Origin of the sequence: Streptosporangium sp. NPDC049248, from assembly GCF_040678965.1 — a bacterium.
GTDB classification, from domain to species: domain Bacteria; phylum Actinomycetota; class Actinomycetes; order Streptosporangiales; family Streptosporangiaceae; genus Streptosporangium; species Streptosporangium fukuiense.
The window spans coordinates 34,150-50,187 of sequence record NZ_JBFAQY010000033.1 but is presented as its reverse complement, the minus strand read 5'-3'; the positions used below and the strand labels follow the sequence as shown (position 1 = coordinate 50,187).

Genomic DNA, 16,038 nt, shown 5'->3' with positions numbered 1-16,038 from the left:
GTGTACATCCTTCTATGTACCGTCGGTCCTCCCTGCACCGTTCCGGTGAGCCGTATCGGGGTGGTGAGATGAGAGGCATGAGACGAGACGCGCTGTGGGCCGTGGCGTGTTTCGTTGTCGGCCTGCTGCTGCTCGCCGCGGGCGCCTACCAGCACCGATGGGCCGCCGCCCCGCTGTTCGCCGGGCCGCTGGCGATCTCGTGTGCGGGGGTCGCGGTACGGCGGAGCAGGCCGCTGCTGGCGCTCGGGCTGGGAGGGGTGGCCTTCGTCGGCGACTTCGCCATGGGCCCGTCGCTGGGCACGCTCCTGATCGTCACCGACAACCTCTACTCGGGGGTCAGGTACGGTCCCCGCGAGCTGGGCAGGTGGATGCTCGGCATCACCTCGGTGATCGCCGTTGTCGCGGGCGTGGTCGCCGGGGTCCTGTTCAGGCAGTGGGCCGCCGCCACCGTCTTCCTCGTCCAGACGGGCCTGGTCGGGGTGACCCCCGTCCTCACCGCGATGATCATAAGACAGCTGGAGGACCAGGCGGCCTCCGAACGGGCGCGGGCCGAGCAGGTGGCGCGGCTGGCGGAGCTGGACCGGGCGGCCGCGGTGCAGGCCGAGCGGGCCCGGATGGCACGGGAGTTGCACGACATGATCGCGAACCACTTCAGCGCGATCGCCATCCAGTCCACCGCCGTCCTCTCCCGCCGGGATCTGGACGCGCAGACCGTACGGAAGGTGCTGGAGTCCATCAGGGAGAACAGCGTCGAGGGCATGGACGAGATGCGCGCCATGATCGGGCTGCTCCGGCAGGACGGCGAGGAGCCGGAGGCGATCCGGCGCCGGGTGGCCGAGGCGGAAGAACTGGCGGAGCGGGCCCGGGAGGCGGGGCTTGACGTGCGGATGCGGGTGGACGGCGATGCCAGGGAGCTGCCCGCCCCGGTCGATCTGGCCGGTTACCGGATCGTCCAGGAGTCGCTGACCAACGTGCTCAAGCATGGCGGCAAGGCCGCCGACGTGGTGATCGGCTATCTGCCGGGACTGGTCACGCTGACCGTGGACAACCCGGTGGGCGAAGCGGGGCGGGGGCTGCCCGGCGCGGGCGCGGGGATCATCGGCATGCGGGAGCGCACGAACCTCGTCGGCGGCGTCTTCGAGGCCGGACCGCATGATGACGGCTGGCGTGTCCGCGCCGAGTTGCCCACTCTGGAGAGCACGTGACCATCCGGGTCCTCGTCGCCGACGATCACGCGGCGGTCCGCGCCGGGATCGTCCTCATTCTCGACGGTCACGACGACATCGAGGTCGTCGGCCAGGCCGCCAACGGCGAGCAGGCCGTCGCGATGGCCTCCGAGCTCCGTCCGGACGTGGTGCTGATGGACATCCGGATGCCGAAGCTCGACGGGATCTCCGCGACGCGCGCGCTGAGCGGGATCGCCGACGTGCTGATCCTGACCACCTTCGATATCGACGAGTACGTCTTCGGGGCGCTGCGGGCCGGAGCCGCCGGGTTCCTGTTGAAGAACACCGACGCCGACGCCCTGGTGGACGCGGTGCGGGTGGTGGCCAGGGGCGACGGGCTCATCGCCCCCTCGGTCACCCGGCGGCTGATCTCAGCCTTCGGCGCGTCGGTCCCCGCGCGCAGGCCGTACGAGATCGGCGGCCTCACCCCGCGTGAGCGCGAGGTGCTGGCCTGCATCGGCCGGGGCCTGTCGAACACGGAGATCTCCGTGGAGCTGGACATGGCGGAGGCGACGACGAAGACCCACGTCAGCAGGTTGCTGAACAAGCTGGGTCTCCGCAGTCGCGTCCAGGCCGCGATCCTGGCTCAGGAGCTCTCCACGGAGAGGTGACTCAGGAGTTCTCCGCCGGGACGTACAGCGAGAGGGTCTCCGCGACGCAGGCGGGCCTGGGCTTGCCCTCGACCTCCACGGTCAACCGCATGTTCGACAGGTAGCCCGAGGGGGTGCCCTTGAGGTCGACGAGTTCGGCACCGGCACGGACCCGCGCGCCGACCGGGATCGGCGAGGGGAAACGGACCTTGTTGAGCCCGTAGTTGATGCCCATGGCCAGGCCGCCCACCTGGAACAGCTCCATCATGAACGAGGGCAGCAGCGCCAGGCTCAGGTACCCGTGGGCGATGGTGCCGCCGAACGGCCCCTGCTCCGCCTTCGCCACGTCCACGTGGATCCACTGGTGGTCACCGGTCGCGTCGGCGAACAGGTTGACCTGTTCCTGGGTGATCTCACGCCACTCGGTGTAGCCGAGATGCTCCCCGACGGCGGTCTTGAGCTCGGTGATGTTGGCAAAAATCCTCATGTCTGGAACTTTATTCCGCTGAGGGGGCGGCGAGAAGCTCCAAGCACATCAACTGTTTTCGCTGTACGGCCCGCGGCACAACATCGGCCGTTCATCCTGGTTCCCTAGCGTGCCCGCCATGAGACGACGTATGACGATCACCATCGGCGCGGCCGTACTGGCACTGGCGGTGTCCGCACCGGCGGTGGCCGACCCCGGACAGCCCGGTTCCGACAGGTCCGGCCGCTCCGAGTTCGGGCGTGCCACCCTGACCGGGTTCGCCTCCCTGCCCGCGCTGACCTTCGTACCCGGCAGCGAGCCGTCGGGGGCGCAGCTCGGCACGACCCCGGTCAACGGGGTGACCCCGCCGTTCTCCGGACAGCCGGTGCAGGGCTTCAGCGGCATCGTGCGGCGGCAGGACGGCACCTTCGACGTGCTGTCGGACAACGGCTACGGCGGCAAGGCCAACAGTGCGGACTTCCTGCTGCGGGTGCACCGGGTGAAGCCCGACTTCAAGCGCGGCAAGGTCGCGGTACTCGGCGGATTCGACCTGAGCGACCCCGACGGTCACGTCGGCTGGGCGCTGACCCGGGCGGACCGGAAGCTGACCGGCGCGGACTTCGACGTGGAGTCGATCGTACGGACCTCCGACGGCACCTACTGGATCGGGGACGAGTTCGGCCCGTTCCTGCTGCACTTCTCCGCCACCGGCAAGCTGCTTGAGGCACCGATCCCGCTGCCCGGCGTGAAGGCCCCGGAGAACCCGTCCCTGGGCGGCGAGCAACCCAACCTGGGACGGAGCAAGGGCTTCGAGGGCATGGCCCGCTCGGTCGACGGCCGCACGCTGTACCCGCTGCTGGAGGGCACCGTGACCGGTGACGAGGCCGGGACGCTGCGGATGAACGAGTTCGACCTGCGGAAGCGGGCCTACACCGGCAAGCGCTGGACCTACAGGCTGGAGAGCCCCGACAATGCGATCGGCGACATGATCGCGGTCGACCGGCACCGGTTCCTCGTCATCGAGCGCGACAACCTTGAGGGGGACGCGGCCAGGACCAAGCGCATCTACCTGGTGGACATCCGTCACGCGGACCTGCGCAAGACCCTCGTCGCCGACCTGCTCGACCTGGCCAACCCGCACGGCCTGGGTGGGTTCGGGGAGACCTTCAGGTTCCCGTTCCAGACCATCGAGGACGTGGTGATCCTCGACGACCGGACCCTGGGCGTGCTCGACGACAACAACTTCCCGTTCTCCGCCGGCCGCACCCCGGGCCGGCCCGACGACAACGAGTTCATCACCGTGCGCCTGTCGCACCCGCTCCTGGCCGACCCCCGCGTCTACCGGTAACAGCCCGTGGGCCCTCCCTTCCGATCAGGGGAGGGCCCGCCGTTGACACTAATTAACCCATTAACTATCTTTCACGGCATGGAGGACGGCTACTCCCTGCTGGACAGCACCATGTACGCGATGCTCGTGCGGCTCGGCTCGCACAAGCGCCAGATCGCAGCGGGTCTGGAGGAGCTGGGACTGCGTCTGGGCCAGGAGCTCTACCTGGCTCTGCTCTGGCGCGAGGACGGTCTGTCACAGAGCGCCCTCGCCGGCCAGGCGAAGGTCTCCGCGGCCAACGTCACGCAGGTGCTGCACGGCATGGAGAGACAGGGCCTGGTGGTACGGCGGCGCGACGACCCGGACGCCCGGATCCAGCGGATCTGGCTGACCGAGGCGGGCAGGGCACTGGAGAGTCCGGTCACCGAGATCTGGCGTGCCGCCGAGACCGCCTGGCTCTCCGGCCTGACGCCGGCCCAGCGCAGGGCCGTCGAACTCCTGAAGTGATCAAGTATGACCGAAATCCCTGGTAGGACCTTGTTCATTTAGTTAATCCATTAAGGAGTTCGCATGGATTTGGGACTGAACGGCCGCACCGTGGTGGTGACCGGTGCCTCGGGTGGCATCGGCAGGGAGATCGCCCGCGGCTACGCGGCGGAGGGAGCTCATGTGGTGCTCACCTACAACGGTTCGCGCGACGACGCCGAGGCGGTGGCCAAGGAGATCGGCGAACGCTCCCTGGTGGCCCCGTACGAGTTGGGCGACCCCGGCTCGGCCGCCACCCTGGTGGCCACCGCCCTGGAATGGACTGGCCGGATCGACGTGCTGGTCAACAACGCCGTGCGGTGGGGCGGGCGCCCGCCGGGGCCGGGCAGCACCTTCGAGGACATCGCCGACGCGGAGTGGACGGAGGTGCTGCGACGCAACACCGAGGGCGCGGTCCGGCTGACCAGGCTGGTCGCTCCGCTCATGCGCGAGCGACACTTCGGCAGGCTCGTGCACATCTCGTCCAGCATCGCGGTCGACGGCATGTCCGGTGGCGAGTACTACGGGGCCGCCAAGGCGGCATTGCACGGTTTCAGCCGGTCGGTCGCCTTCAGCCTCGGCCGCGACGGCGACATCCTGTCCAACGTCGTCCTGCCGGGCTTCACCAGGACCGCACGGAACGAGGCGATGGCCAAGGCGGTCGGCCACCTGTACAGCGAGCGGGCCCCCATCGGCCGCCTGCTTGAGGCCGCCGAGGTCGCCAACGCGGTCGTCTACCTCGGATCGGCCGCCAACACCGGCATCACCGGGCAGGTCATCTCGGTGACCGGCGGCGCCTGACCTCATCTCGGGACCGCCCTCCGGGGAATCCGCCTGGAATTCCTCACAACCCGCCTCTCATAACGTACGAACAACTACGACAAAACCGTAAATAACAATAGATAAACTCCCATCGGCCTTCAGGGCGCCATTTATTTGCTCTGCCTCAACCGTTTCAATGAGCTATCTCACGGTCCGAGGGGTATCTCCTAGCTGCTGCCGCTTATGAGGTAGTGAGGGATATCAGATGTTTTCGGAACCAGAAACGAGATGGGGAAATAACGTGCTTCCTCGAAAGAGCAGACGGACACCGGGGCCGATCTCCGGCAGGCGGGTGGGCGTCCTCGCCATCGCGGCAGTCTCCGGCATCCTCATGACGTCGAACCAGGCACCGGCCAACGCCGCCATCGGGCAGGTCCAGGCGCTCGGCTCGATCTCACAGCTGAATGCCGACAGCACTCTCGACGGCCGTCTCTCCCCCTACCCCAACCCCTCCCGCCGGCAGTACCGCGAGGAGAGGCCCTCGGACAGATGGCGGGGCAGGCCGCACCGCCACCAGGACCGCCCCTACGACCGTTACCGCGGACGCCGGGGCGGGAACGACTTCAACGAGAACGCGGGACCCGGGCGCGAGCGTCTCACGCGCTCGGAAAGAATGATGAGGGATCTTCAGAACGACCCGTCATTCCCGGAGATCATCATCCGCGACAAGTAATCCCTGTCACCTGACCGCGACAGGTGGTACGCCACCGAGTGGAACCCGTCCGATGACGGCACGGCATGACGAGCAGGAGCGGTCACCCACAACAGGAGCAGGAAAGACATGTGTGTCGTACCGGTTCACACCGGTACGACACACGCTGTTGTTTAAAGCGCGAAGTTACATATGGCTATACCGCCGAACCATGAGAAAACACGTTTTCCAGGAATATATATAGTTGATCATCGGTATTGAGCCGTCCCACCCTTCCGCCTCCAATCTCATCACCTTTCCCCATTCGTCGGACATCACAAGAGTTCCTATAAAACACTACGACCGAATAATCATCCTAAATCTGACTAAACCGTAGATGAGGTATAGGTTTTTCTGCACAGTACCGCTTATTTGCTCTTCCTCAACTATGCCGGAGCGTTATCCCCATAAGCCCCGGGTATCTCCTGTTCCGTCGTCACTTCCGTGGCTGCACGACGGATAAGGGTATTTTCGAAATTAGTAAAGATATGGGGAAATAACGTGCTTCCTCGTAGGAGCAAGTGGGCGCCAGCCCATTCCGGCAAGCGTGCCGGCGCTTTGGCCGTCGCGGCGATGGCAGGCATCCTCGTGATGTCGTCGAACCAGGTGCCGGCGAGCGCCACCGCCGACAACGCAAGCATTCTGTTCGCACCTCACGGCGACAACGGAGGTAACGGAGGCAACGGGGGCAAAGCCCGTCTTCAACATTCCGTGCACAACGGTGAGAAGCCCATTCTTCGCCCGTGCCGCTCCTGCGGATGCCGCAGGGGCCGTCGCTGCGGGTGCCCTGGCGGTCGCGGCTGGGGGGATCGAGGCTGGGGTGGGGGTGGCGGCGGTGACCGGGACGATTGCGACCGGGGCGTCAAGCCCGCCTTCGACAGAGATCGCGACCAGGACGACGAGCGCGACGACGAGCGCGACGAACCCAGGGTGATCGATCTGACCACCCCCGGCAGGCCTACCGGGCGCCCCACTGCTACCAGTTCCACCAACGCGTCCGAAGGACCGGCAGGGCCCGCAGGGCCTCCCGGACCCGCAGGACCTCCAGGTCCCGCGGGGCCCCCAGGACCTGCAGGACCTCCAGGACCCGCAGGACCTCCAGGGCCCGCGGGGCCGATGGGACCGGCAGGACCGGCAGGACCAGGAGGGCCGGCCGGACCGGCAGGGCCCACAGGACCGATGGGACCGGGAGGACCGGCAGGGCCGATGGGACCAGGAGGACCGGCGGGACCGATGGGTCTAACAGGACCTATGGGACCAGGAGGACCGGCGGGACCGGGAGGGCCGAGAGGTGCGACGGGTCCCGCAGGACCCAGGGGCGCCACGGGCCCGGCGGGACCCGCGGGTGCGACGCCCCTGTCAGGGCCGGTAGGACTCCCGGGACCAGCAGGACCTAGAGGCCCCGCAGGACCTCCGGGCCCGGCAGGACCCAGGGGCGCGACAGGCCCGGCAGGTGCGGCACCCCTGGCAGGGCTCGCCACGCCCCCGTCCAGCGGATGCGTCGGCCTGACCGGCGCCATGGTCGCTCTCCAACCCGTCTGCGCCATCACACCCGCCGGTCTCAGTGGACATGTCTACTCCGCCGTGCCCACCGACCTGAGCGGACATGTCTACTCCGCCGCTCCCATCGGCCTCGCCGGATCTGTCTGCACCACCGGTGCCATGGGCCTCGTCAGCTCGTACGGAGCCATCGGGTGCGTGTAGCCCGCGGCGAAGAGGCGGCATGCTTCCACGGCGTTCACCGGCCAGAGGTCGTGCCCCTGCTCAGCAGGGGCACGAGCTCCTGGGACCCGTGTGGTGCCCGAGCCAGGTGACAGCGATTCAAAGGGTGGGTTGCCGCGCTCGATGTCACTCGTGCGCGGCGACCCACCCAGCGCCCTCCTCACGGAGGTGAACGCCGGCCGGATGAAAAGGCTCAGTACGCGAACAACCCGATCGAAGCTGATCACGGTCGCCTGAGGCGCCGGCTGAGACCGATGCGCGGCCCACGAACTGACCGGACCGCGAAGCCGTGATCGCCGGCCACGCCTTCGTCCAGAATCTGCGCCGCGCCCACCACGACCTCGGCGTCGACGCCCGTCCCGCACCGCGGGTCGCCTCGGCGTTCACCAAGCTCGCCGAAGCGATCTGACTGGTAGCCGGCGGGCCTGGCCTCTCCGCCGATCCGGTAACGCGACAGCGCCCGGGCGCGAATCCCTTCGGGCGCGCATCTCCCCAGGTGGGCCGGGTCTCGACTCCAAGATCAAGCCCATCCTTTTCGGTGGACCTCGTGCCGTGCCCGTACGTCAGTGCCCGCCGCGCCGTCGTGAGCCAGGCGACCCCGGCACGCGCCAGGCGGTCGCGCCCCCCTCGCCGTACCGCGCGTCGTGCTCCGCCACCGGATCAGCCATGCCGACCGACCCTGGTGATGAGTTGTCGCGCCTGTACCCGTCACACCTACGACGGGACACGACGAGGCGGAAGGATGACGTGATGAGTGCGAACACGCGGCTGGAGGAGCTGGGCGGGGGCGGTCTGGGCGAGGTCGACGAGCCGGCGTTCTCGGGGCTGGCGGAGCGGCACCGGCGGGAGCTGCACGTGCACTGCTATCGGATGCTCGGGTCGTTCGAGGACGCCGAGGACACCGTGCAGGAGACGTTCCTCCGTGCCTGGCGGCGACGGGAGACCTTCGAGGGGCGGTCGACGTTCCGGGCCTGGCTGTACCGGATCGCCACCAACGCCTGCCTGGACCTGCTCGCCAAGTGCCGCCCGGAGCCTGCGACCGGCGGCGAGGTGCTGTGGCTGCAGCCCTACCCGGACCGGCTGCTCGACGAGCTGCCCGCGAACGGCGCGGACGAGCCGGAGACCGTCGCCGTCGCGCGGGAGACGATCGAGCTGGCGTATCTGGTCGCAGTCCAGCACCTCGCGCCGCGCCCGCGGGCCGTGCTGATCCTGCGGGACGTGCTCGGCTGGCCGGCGAAGGACGTCGCGGAGCTCCTCGGGGACTCCGTCAACTCCGTGAACAGCGCGCTGCAGCGGGCCCGCGCCGGCATGCGGGAGCACCTGCCCGCCGAGCGGCAGGACTGGACCGGCGGCGAGGAGGACTCCGGGACGCGCGAGCTGGTGCGCCGCTATGCCGACGCCAGCGTGGCCACGGACGTCGACGGACTCGCCGCACTGCTGCGGGACGACGTCCGCTGCTCGATGCCGCCCACGCCGGGCCTGTACGTCGGCCGCGACACGGTGGTGAACGAATGGGTCGAGAGCGGCTTCGAGGGCATGAAGCACCTGCGCGCCGTCCTCACCTCCGTGAACCGGCAGCCCGCCGTCGCCTTCTACCTCTGGCGGAAGCAGGAGGGCGCCTATCTGCCGCTGACGATCGACGTCCTGCGCGTCACCGACGGGGCGATCACCGAGATCGTCACGTTCCACGACGACCGGTTCCCGCGGCTCGGGCTGCCGGAGCGCCTGCCGGCGGACGGCACGGAGTAGTCCCGGTGCGGACGCTCGCGCTGCGAGGTGGCGCGCGGGTCGCGGTGGTCGCGGCCGAGTGGTGCGACGCGTTCGGCGTCGTCACCCGCGGCCGGGTGCAGCTGGAGCTGCGCGACGGCGAGCCCGGGCCGGTCCTCGAACGCGACGCCGGGTTCTGGCTCCGGGGCACCGGCGTCCGCGCCCTGCGGAACCCCGGCCGTCGCACGGCGAGGGTGCGCATCGTCACCCCCAGGGCCAGGACCGTCACACGCCCCCACACCGGTCACCGAATGATGGAGGATGACATGAACAGTAGGAATGACACCGGGGTCGTCGCAGGCCCGGCATCGGGCCGGACCAGCCACACCCGTCGGCTCCGCGGGCTCGCCGGCACCGGCTTCGTTGCCTCGCTCGCGGCGATGGTGACCACCACCCTCGCCGCCGCGCTTGCCCAGGCCGTCGGCATCGACTTCGAGGTCCCCGATGGTGGCGAGACGATCCCGTTGCCCGGTTTCGCCGTGGTGACCGGCTTCTTCTCGGTCGTGGGCGTCGTCATTGCCGTCGCTCTTCTTCGTTGGAGCGCTCGCCCCGCCGAGCGATTCGCGTGGACGGCAGTGTCGCTGACCGCGATCTCGCTGGTCCCGCCCCTCCTCTCCGGGGCGGACACCGCCACCGCCACCGCCCTCCTCGGGCTACACCTCGTCCCTGCGGCGGTGATGATCCCCACCCTGGCGCGGAGCCTCCGCACCCGGACCGATTCACGAACCACAATGCTGTCACGTTCGGAGCATTCGACCCAGGAATGAGCATCCGGTCCGCGGATTTGTCGGTGGCGCTCTGTAGCGTCGGAGATCGCCGAACGAGGGGATCGCCCATGGCCACGGTGACGTCACGCGACGGCACGCGGATCGGATTCGAGCAGGCGGGAACAGGGCCGACGCTCGTACTGGTCGACGCGGCAGGCGGGTTCCGCGGGTTCGGTCCCATGAGCTCCCTCGCTGAACGCCTTGCCGACAGGTTCACCGTCGTGACCTACGACAGGCGCGGACGCGGCGAGAGTGGTGACACCCCGCCGTACGCGGTGGAACGGGAGGTGGAGGACCTCGCGACCGTGATCGAGGCGGGCGGAGGATCGGCGTTCGTCCACGGGTTCTCCTCCGGCGCGGTCCTGGCCCTGCTCGGCGCGGCAGCCGGGCTGCCGATCTCGATGCTCTCGCTCCTCGAACCACCGATCGTCCTCGACCAGCCGCGGGAGGACGACCTCGCAGCCGAGATCGACGAGCTCGTCGCCGCAGGTCGCCGGGCCGATGCGGTCGAGCACTTCCATACCGGCATCGGTGTCCCCGCCGAGATAACCGCGGAGATGCGCCGGGCCCCCTTTTTCCCGCTGCTGGAGGGCATCGCGCACACGCTCGCCTACGACAGCCGGATAACCACGGCCCTCTCCCACGACAGCCTCCGGTCCGTCACCGTGCCTGCCTTGGTCGTCAACAGCGAGTCCAGCGACGACCGCCTGCGTGGCTGGGCCGCGGACGCGGCGACGGCCCTTCCCCGGGGCCGCCACCTGACCCTCAAGGGCGAGTGGCACGGTGTGTCCGACGACGTGCTGGCCCCCGCACTGGCCGACTTCTTCGGTGGAGCCGTCTGACAAGGCCCTCTCCCGAATCACCCCTGCGCGGCCCGGTCGCCCCTGATCAGCAGCACCGTGGCCGTGACATAGGCGAAGGCCCCGAGGAACGTCTGGGTCAGGAGAGCGGGGAAGTACCACTCCGGTCCGGAACCGAGAACCGGAGGAACGGGTTCATCGGCGGCCCCGCTCACCGCGAAGGGGGTGGCGAACGACACGACCAGTAGCAGGAGCAGCAGGGGGACGCCCGCCATCCCGTGCACCACCAGCAGCGGCGCGCGGATTCCGGTGCGGTGGACGACGGCGGCCAGCATCAGTGCGAGGGCTCCCGCGACGGCGAGGAGCACGGCATACCGCCAGACGGTCCCGGTGGCATGCTCCAGGTAGAACAGTCCCGCGCCCGCGTACTCGCCCGCGGCGGCCCGCGCCTCCTGGTGGGCGAGCCGCTCCGTCTGGCCGATCGCGACGGAACCGAACACCGTGACGAGCACCCCGATCAGCGGCAGATGCCCCAGCAGCAAGGGCACCGCCCTGGGGGCCGGTACGGCCCGCCACCGCACAGCCGCCGACCGGCTGAGCAGGAACACGCTCGTCAGCCAGGCCATGACCGCCGCACCCGGCAGGGCCGTGCGAGCCGGGGCGTACCAGCCGGGCAGCCACGATCTCAGGAGATCGGCGGTCTGCGATGACATGAAGCCGGCCTGGATGCCCGATACCGGATCGGTGGTGAAGGCCACGACGGCCAGGCCGGCCAGGTACGGCGGCGTGAGCAGCCCCATGGTGACCAGGCCGGCGGCTGCGGCGCGGCGCGAACCGCACCGCAGCAGAACGGCCACGGGCACCAGGAGGATCGTCGCGATCAGGAGGAAGCTCGTGGCCCCGCCCACCACGACGCTCTCCCCGTACCGCACAAGCTCGGCCCGCGCATCCTCGGTGACCCGCACGGTGACTGCGGCCCTCTCCGCGACCACCCCGCTCGCGGCGCGGTCCAGCAGGAAGACGGCCAGCCCGAAGACCGCGGCCTGACCCGGCAGGAGGATCGGCCAGGGCCTCCCCGGTGGAACGGTTCCGTTCTCGGACATGGCCGGACGCTCTCAGCCCGGCCATAAGATCCGCGTAACACCCCGCACGACGGCTCCGTGGCGCGCGGCACAGCCGCCTGCTCGTCCCGTCTGCCGTCGAACCGCCCTCCTCGGCCACACGCGGGTGACCGTCACCAGGCGCTACCCCTCCTTGACGCAGGACGCGCGCCCCCGGACGTGAACCGCCCTCTGAGGCGATGCCTAAGGGCTGCCCCTGCCCTTGCCACGGGTACGGGTACGGGTACGGGTACGGGAATCATGCCGTACGAATGATCCCCAGACGCAGGTGGGCTGCCCCAGATCGCGTCACTCCTCGCCGGAGAACCGCTCCCACGCGGACTGGCGGGTGATTCCGAGAGCCTCCCCGAGCCTGGCCCAGGTGACGCCGCGCCGGCGTAGTTCCTGTGCCCACGAGCGCAGGTCAGCCTCGGCCTGGTCGATGTGCGCGGCGACGCGTGGAATGTGGCTCAGCATCTCCTCGTCGGTCAGCGACTCCCACATGGGCACGCGCGATCCTGCGGGATTTTCGGGACTCCCGTCGATGATCGACGCGGACAGGGCCACGCACTCGTTGCAGATGTACACGCCGGGGCCGGCGACCAGCTTGTCGACCTCGGTGGTCGGCTTGCCGCAGAAGGAACACCGAGCGAGTTCGGTCAGGGTGTCAGGCGTTGTCACAGCGCACTCCTAAGGTGTCAGGGCATCCCTGACACCTTAAGTCGTCAGGGTGCCCCTGACAACTATCAACCGTCGGCGGAGTCACGGGCCGGACGGGATTCCAGACCTGAGAGAGCGAGCGGGCCGACGCGGTGCGAAGCACCCGAAGGGCCTCGAAGAGGTTGGGCCTGCCAGGCGAAGGCTCTCGCCCCTGGGCGGCGGTACGGCGGGCGGGCCGATCCCCGCCACCGTTCGGGATCGGCGCCCACACCACACGCCCGGATGGCGGGCGGACCGTGCGGCGACACGCCGCGCCGCCGCCTATCTCGCTGTGGACGTTTGAGCCAGGAGCCCGACCAGGACGGCGATCACCGCGGTGATCGCCGCGGTGATCGCCGTCCCGATCCCGGTCGGCACCTACAGGTGCCGTCTCACGATCCGCTCCGGGTCCACTTCTGGTTGTTGCCGCCCCAGCAGGAGTAGGTCTGGAGCAGAGTCCCGTTGCCGGTGCCGGAGTTGGCGGCGTCGAGGCACAGACCCGACTGGACGTTCACGATGGAGTTGTCCGAGTTGATGCGCCACTTCTGGTTGTCGCCGCCCCAGCAGGAGTAGATCTGCACCTTGGCACCGTTACCGGTGCCCGCGGCGTCCAGGCACTTGTTGCCGAGAACGCGGAACTCCTGGGCGGAGGTGTAGGTCCACTGCTGGTTGGAGCCCGAGTGGCAGTCCCACAACTGGAGCTGGGTGCCGTCGGTGGTCGTGGAGTTCGGCACGTCCACACAACGGCCGGATGCCACACCCCGGATCTGTCCCCCGTCACCCGGCGGGGGCGTGACCGTCGGGGTCACCGTCGGCGTGGGGTTCGGGCTCGCGGCGTTGAGCGCGTTCAGCACGGAGGTGTAGGCGGCCTTCTTGTTGCCGTTGCCGTCGAAGAGCAGCGGACTGGTGTTCGCGCCCAGCCAGGAGTCGCTGTCCCGGACCCCCCACACCGTGATGCCGGTGCAGCGCGGCACGGCCAGACAGTCGTTGACCACGTTGGCGTAGGTGGTGGCCGAACCGCCCTGGATGTCCAACTCGGTGATCTGCACGTCGACTCCCAGCGCCGCGAAGCTCTGGATGGTCGTGCGGTAGTTGCTGTTGTACGGGCTGTTGCCGTTGAAGTGCGACTGCAGGCCGACGCAGTCGATCGGCACACCGCGCTGCTTGAAGTCGCGGACCATGTTGTAGACGCCCTGCGTCTTCGCCCAGCTCCAGTTGTCGATGTTGTAGTCGTTGTAGCAGAGCTTCGCGGACGGGTCGGCGGCCCGTGCGGTGCGGAAGGCCACCTCGATCCAGTCGTTCCCGGTTCGCTGCAGGTTGGAGTCACGCCGGCCACCGGAGTTGCCGTCGGCGAAGGCCTCGTTCACCACGTCCCAGGCGTAGATCTTGCCCTTGTAGTGGTTCATTACGCCGTTGATGTGGTTGATCATCGCCTGGCGCAGGCTGTTGCCCGACATGGCCTCCATCCAGCCCGGCTGCTGGGAGTGCCAGGCCAGCGTGTGCCCGCGTACCCGCTTGCCGTTCTGCACCGCCCAGTTGTAGATGCGGTCGCCACTGCTGAAGTTGAACTGGTTCTGGTTGGGTTCCGTGGCGTTGATCTTCATCTCGTTCTCGGCCGTGATCATGTCGAACTCACGGTTCGCGATCGTGGTGTACTGCGAGTCGCCGAGCTTGCCCGCGGCGATCGCGGCGCCGAAGTAGCGACCGCTCTGCTGCGCGGCGGCGGCCAGCGTGCTGGCGGCCGCATCCGCGGGAACCGACACCAACAGCGCCGCACCTACGACGCTCACGACGCCGGCGCCGATGACCCTGCTGAGGGCACCGAAACCTCGGCGCGCGGATGAGGGTGAAGCCTTCATACCCATGCCTGACTCCATACTGAAATCACGGAAAAAGGGATACACGGGAACCCGGCGAACGACGCCGCACCCGAACCGGGGCGCACACCACGATGGCGTCATGACCGGCGGCCCTCACTCGATCACCACATCAGGCAGGACCGACCGCTTCGGAGACTCATTGTGGAAACCCAGCCGAAACATGTCAATGCTTGAACGAAATTTTCGGCCACATTACCCGAGTAGCGATGCCCTCACCATGAGCCCAAGGTAGCTACGGCGAGACATATGCGCCGAGTAAATAGGAGAAATTAACCGGCTGCTGCAGCTTGAAAATTTCAGCTCAGATCCGCAAGTTACGGACCTGGGGCTGGGACTCACAGGCAGCGGCGCCTTCTCGGCGACGCCGGGCACGGAGCACCCCTGCCTCTTGACGACATCCGGTCCCGCTGTATTTACTCACCGCCATCACCACCCGAGATGCCGGGATGTCGAAGGGAGGTCGCACCACAATTTGGTAGCGCTACCATGGCGTCCCTTCCATGAGGTGCGCGATGTGGTCGGACCTGGGTGGCACCACACTCCCAGGTCACTCCGTGTCCGCCGCTCTGCCTTCGCGCGTGAGGCAGAGCTGCCGGCCGACTCCGAAGGATGGCGCTACGGAGAGAGACCGGATCCCTATCGGGATGAGTCTCCGTCGAATGTCGGCTTCGTCGCGTTTGCCGCCGGCTGTCGCTGCCAGAATGCGACACTGCAGCCGTCGACGGTCGACCACCGAACGGGGCCGTTCCCGCTGGCACGGAACAGTCGAACCGGCCAGGTGCCGGGTCAACAGACCCGTACCTGATGGTGGCACCGCTTCATCAGATGGTGGTGCTGTAGGGAGCCGTCGCGGTGTGAGGCCAGGAATCAGCCTGGCGGGGTCGGGCATGTCCAGAACGTCGGCGACGCGCTCGAACACCTCGAACGAGGTGCCCCTGACCGTTCCCCTCATGATCACCCTACGACCTCATCGTGGTCTCAGCTCAGCCGGGGGAGACGAAACCGGACTCGTAGGCCGTGATGACGGCCTGGGTGCGATCGCGCGCCCCCAGCTTGGTCAGGACGTTACCGACGTGGGTCTTCACCGTCTCAGCCCCGATGACCAGCTCGGCGGCGATCTCGGTGTTGGATCGGCCGCAGGCCATCAGCCGCAGCACGTCGGCCTCACGCGCGGTCAGCTTCCCGAGCCCGGGGACGGCACGGGTGGCGGCGTACCGGCTCTGACGGTTCGCGGCGAGCGCGCGGATCGCGGCCGGGAACAGCAGCGATTCCCCGGCGGCGACGATTCGGACGGCCTGGGCCAGGTCGTCGGGCCGGCTGCGCTTGAGCAGGAAGCCGCTGGCCCCCGCGCGCAACGCGTCATATATGTAGTCGTCGTCGTTGAAGGTGGTCACCACGATGACCTTGGGCGGCTGAGGCAGCGCCAGCAGCAACCGGGTGGCCTGAATGCCGTCCACCGCGGGCATCCGCACATCCATCAGCACCACGTCGGGCCGCGTCGCCCGAACCACCGGCACCACTGCCGCTCCATCTGCCGCCTCGCCCACCACCTCCAGGTCGGGTTCGGTGTCGACGATGATCCGCAGACCGGTCCGGATCAGATCCTCGTCATCGGCGATGACCACACGAATCGGCATGCGCCCGACACTATCCACC

Annotated in this window: 15 protein-coding genes; 10 read left to right on the top strand and 5 right to left on the bottom strand. The window is 68.5% G+C overall.

What is annotated here, in order from left to right; translation table 11 throughout:
* Window positions 1–77: 77 nt before the first annotated feature.
* Entirely contained in the window at window positions 78–1,205 is a 1,128-nt protein-coding gene (locus AB0K21_RS38045) for a histidine kinase (RefSeq protein WP_364157026.1), read from the top strand.
* Window positions 1,202–1,837 (top strand): response regulator transcription factor, encoded by a 636-nt coding sequence (locus AB0K21_RS38040; RefSeq protein WP_343972399.1) that lies wholly within the window; start codon window positions 1,202–1,204, stop codon window positions 1,835–1,837. The genes AB0K21_RS38045 and AB0K21_RS38040 overlap by 4 nt, the downstream gene beginning before the upstream one ends.
* 1 nt (window position 1,838) lies before the next feature.
* On the opposite strand, the gene AB0K21_RS38035 is transcribed toward AB0K21_RS38040, so the two are convergent.
* Window positions 1,839–2,303 carry a MaoC family dehydratase gene (locus AB0K21_RS38035; protein WP_343972397.1) on the bottom strand — a complete coding sequence of 155 codons (465 nt, stop codon included), beginning with the start codon at window positions 2,301–2,303 and terminating at the stop codon, window positions 1,839–1,841.
* Between the two features lie 118 nt (window positions 2,304–2,421).
* Between AB0K21_RS38035 and AB0K21_RS38030 the strand changes: the two genes are divergently transcribed.
* The 8 genes from AB0K21_RS38030 to AB0K21_RS37995 all read left to right on the top strand — a co-directional run bounded on the left by AB0K21_RS38030 (window position 2,422) and on the right by AB0K21_RS37995 (window position 10,745).
* The gene (locus AB0K21_RS38030) at window positions 2,422–3,630 is read left to right on the top strand and encodes an esterase-like activity of phytase family protein (RefSeq protein WP_343972395.1); all 1,209 of its coding nucleotides are present in this window, start codon (window positions 2,422–2,424) and stop codon (window positions 3,628–3,630) included.
* 78 nt (window positions 3,631–3,708) lie between these two features.
* Entirely contained in the window at window positions 3,709–4,116 is a 408-nt protein-coding gene (locus tag AB0K21_RS38025; protein WP_364157023.1) for a MarR family transcriptional regulator, read from the top strand.
* A gap of 63 nt (window positions 4,117–4,179) precedes the next feature.
* The gene (locus tag AB0K21_RS38020) at window positions 4,180–4,935 is read left to right on the top strand and encodes an SDR family NAD(P)-dependent oxidoreductase (protein WP_364157021.1); all 756 of its coding nucleotides are present in this window, start codon (window positions 4,180–4,182) and stop codon (window positions 4,933–4,935) included.
* 262 nt (window positions 4,936–5,197) lie between these two features.
* Window positions 5,198–5,629, top strand: a complete 432-nt coding sequence (locus AB0K21_RS38015; protein WP_364157018.1) for a hypothetical protein — start codon at window positions 5,198–5,200, stop codon at window positions 5,627–5,629.
* 1,536 nt (window positions 5,630–7,165) lie between these two features.
* Entirely contained in the window at window positions 7,166–7,351 is a 186-nt protein-coding gene (locus tag AB0K21_RS38010; RefSeq protein WP_343972384.1) for a hypothetical protein, read from the top strand.
* Window positions 7,352–8,119: 768 nt separating this feature from the next.
* The gene (locus tag AB0K21_RS38005) at window positions 8,120–9,118 is read left to right on the top strand and encodes an RNA polymerase subunit sigma-70 (RefSeq protein WP_364157015.1); all 999 of its coding nucleotides are present in this window, start codon (window positions 8,120–8,122) and stop codon (window positions 9,116–9,118) included.
* 5 nt (window positions 9,119–9,123) lie between these two features.
* Window positions 9,124–9,903, top strand: coding sequence for a DUF6069 family protein (locus tag AB0K21_RS38000; RefSeq protein ID WP_364157012.1), 780 nt, complete (start codon window positions 9,124–9,126; stop codon window positions 9,901–9,903).
* A gap of 68 nt (window positions 9,904–9,971) precedes the next feature.
* Window positions 9,972–10,745 carry an alpha/beta fold hydrolase gene (locus tag AB0K21_RS37995; protein ID WP_364157009.1) on the top strand — a complete coding sequence of 258 codons (774 nt, stop codon included), beginning with the start codon at window positions 9,972–9,974 and terminating at the stop codon, window positions 10,743–10,745.
* Window positions 10,746–10,762: 17 nt separating this feature from the next.
* On the opposite strand, the gene AB0K21_RS37990 is transcribed toward AB0K21_RS37995, so the two are convergent.
* From AB0K21_RS37990 to AB0K21_RS37975, 4 genes are all read right to left on the bottom strand, one after another.
* Window positions 10,763–11,806 (bottom strand): hypothetical protein, encoded by a 1,044-nt coding sequence (locus tag AB0K21_RS37990; protein WP_343972372.1) that lies wholly within the window; start codon window positions 11,804–11,806, stop codon window positions 10,763–10,765.
* A gap of 306 nt (window positions 11,807–12,112) precedes the next feature.
* Window positions 12,113–12,484, bottom strand: coding sequence for a ClpX C4-type zinc finger protein (locus tag AB0K21_RS37985; RefSeq protein ID WP_343972369.1), 372 nt, complete (start codon window positions 12,482–12,484; stop codon window positions 12,113–12,115).
* Window positions 12,485–12,894: 410 nt separating this feature from the next.
* On the bottom strand, window positions 12,895–14,367 hold the full coding sequence (locus AB0K21_RS37980) for an endo-1,4-beta-xylanase (RefSeq protein ID WP_343972366.1): 1,473 nt from the start codon (window positions 14,365–14,367) through the stop codon (window positions 12,895–12,897).
* A gap of 998 nt (window positions 14,368–15,365) precedes the next feature.
* Complete coding sequence (locus AB0K21_RS37975) at window positions 15,366–16,019, bottom strand: response regulator transcription factor (protein ID WP_364157004.1); 654 nt, start codon at window positions 16,017–16,019, stop codon at window positions 15,366–15,368.
* Window positions 16,020–16,038: the final 19 nt, after the last annotated feature.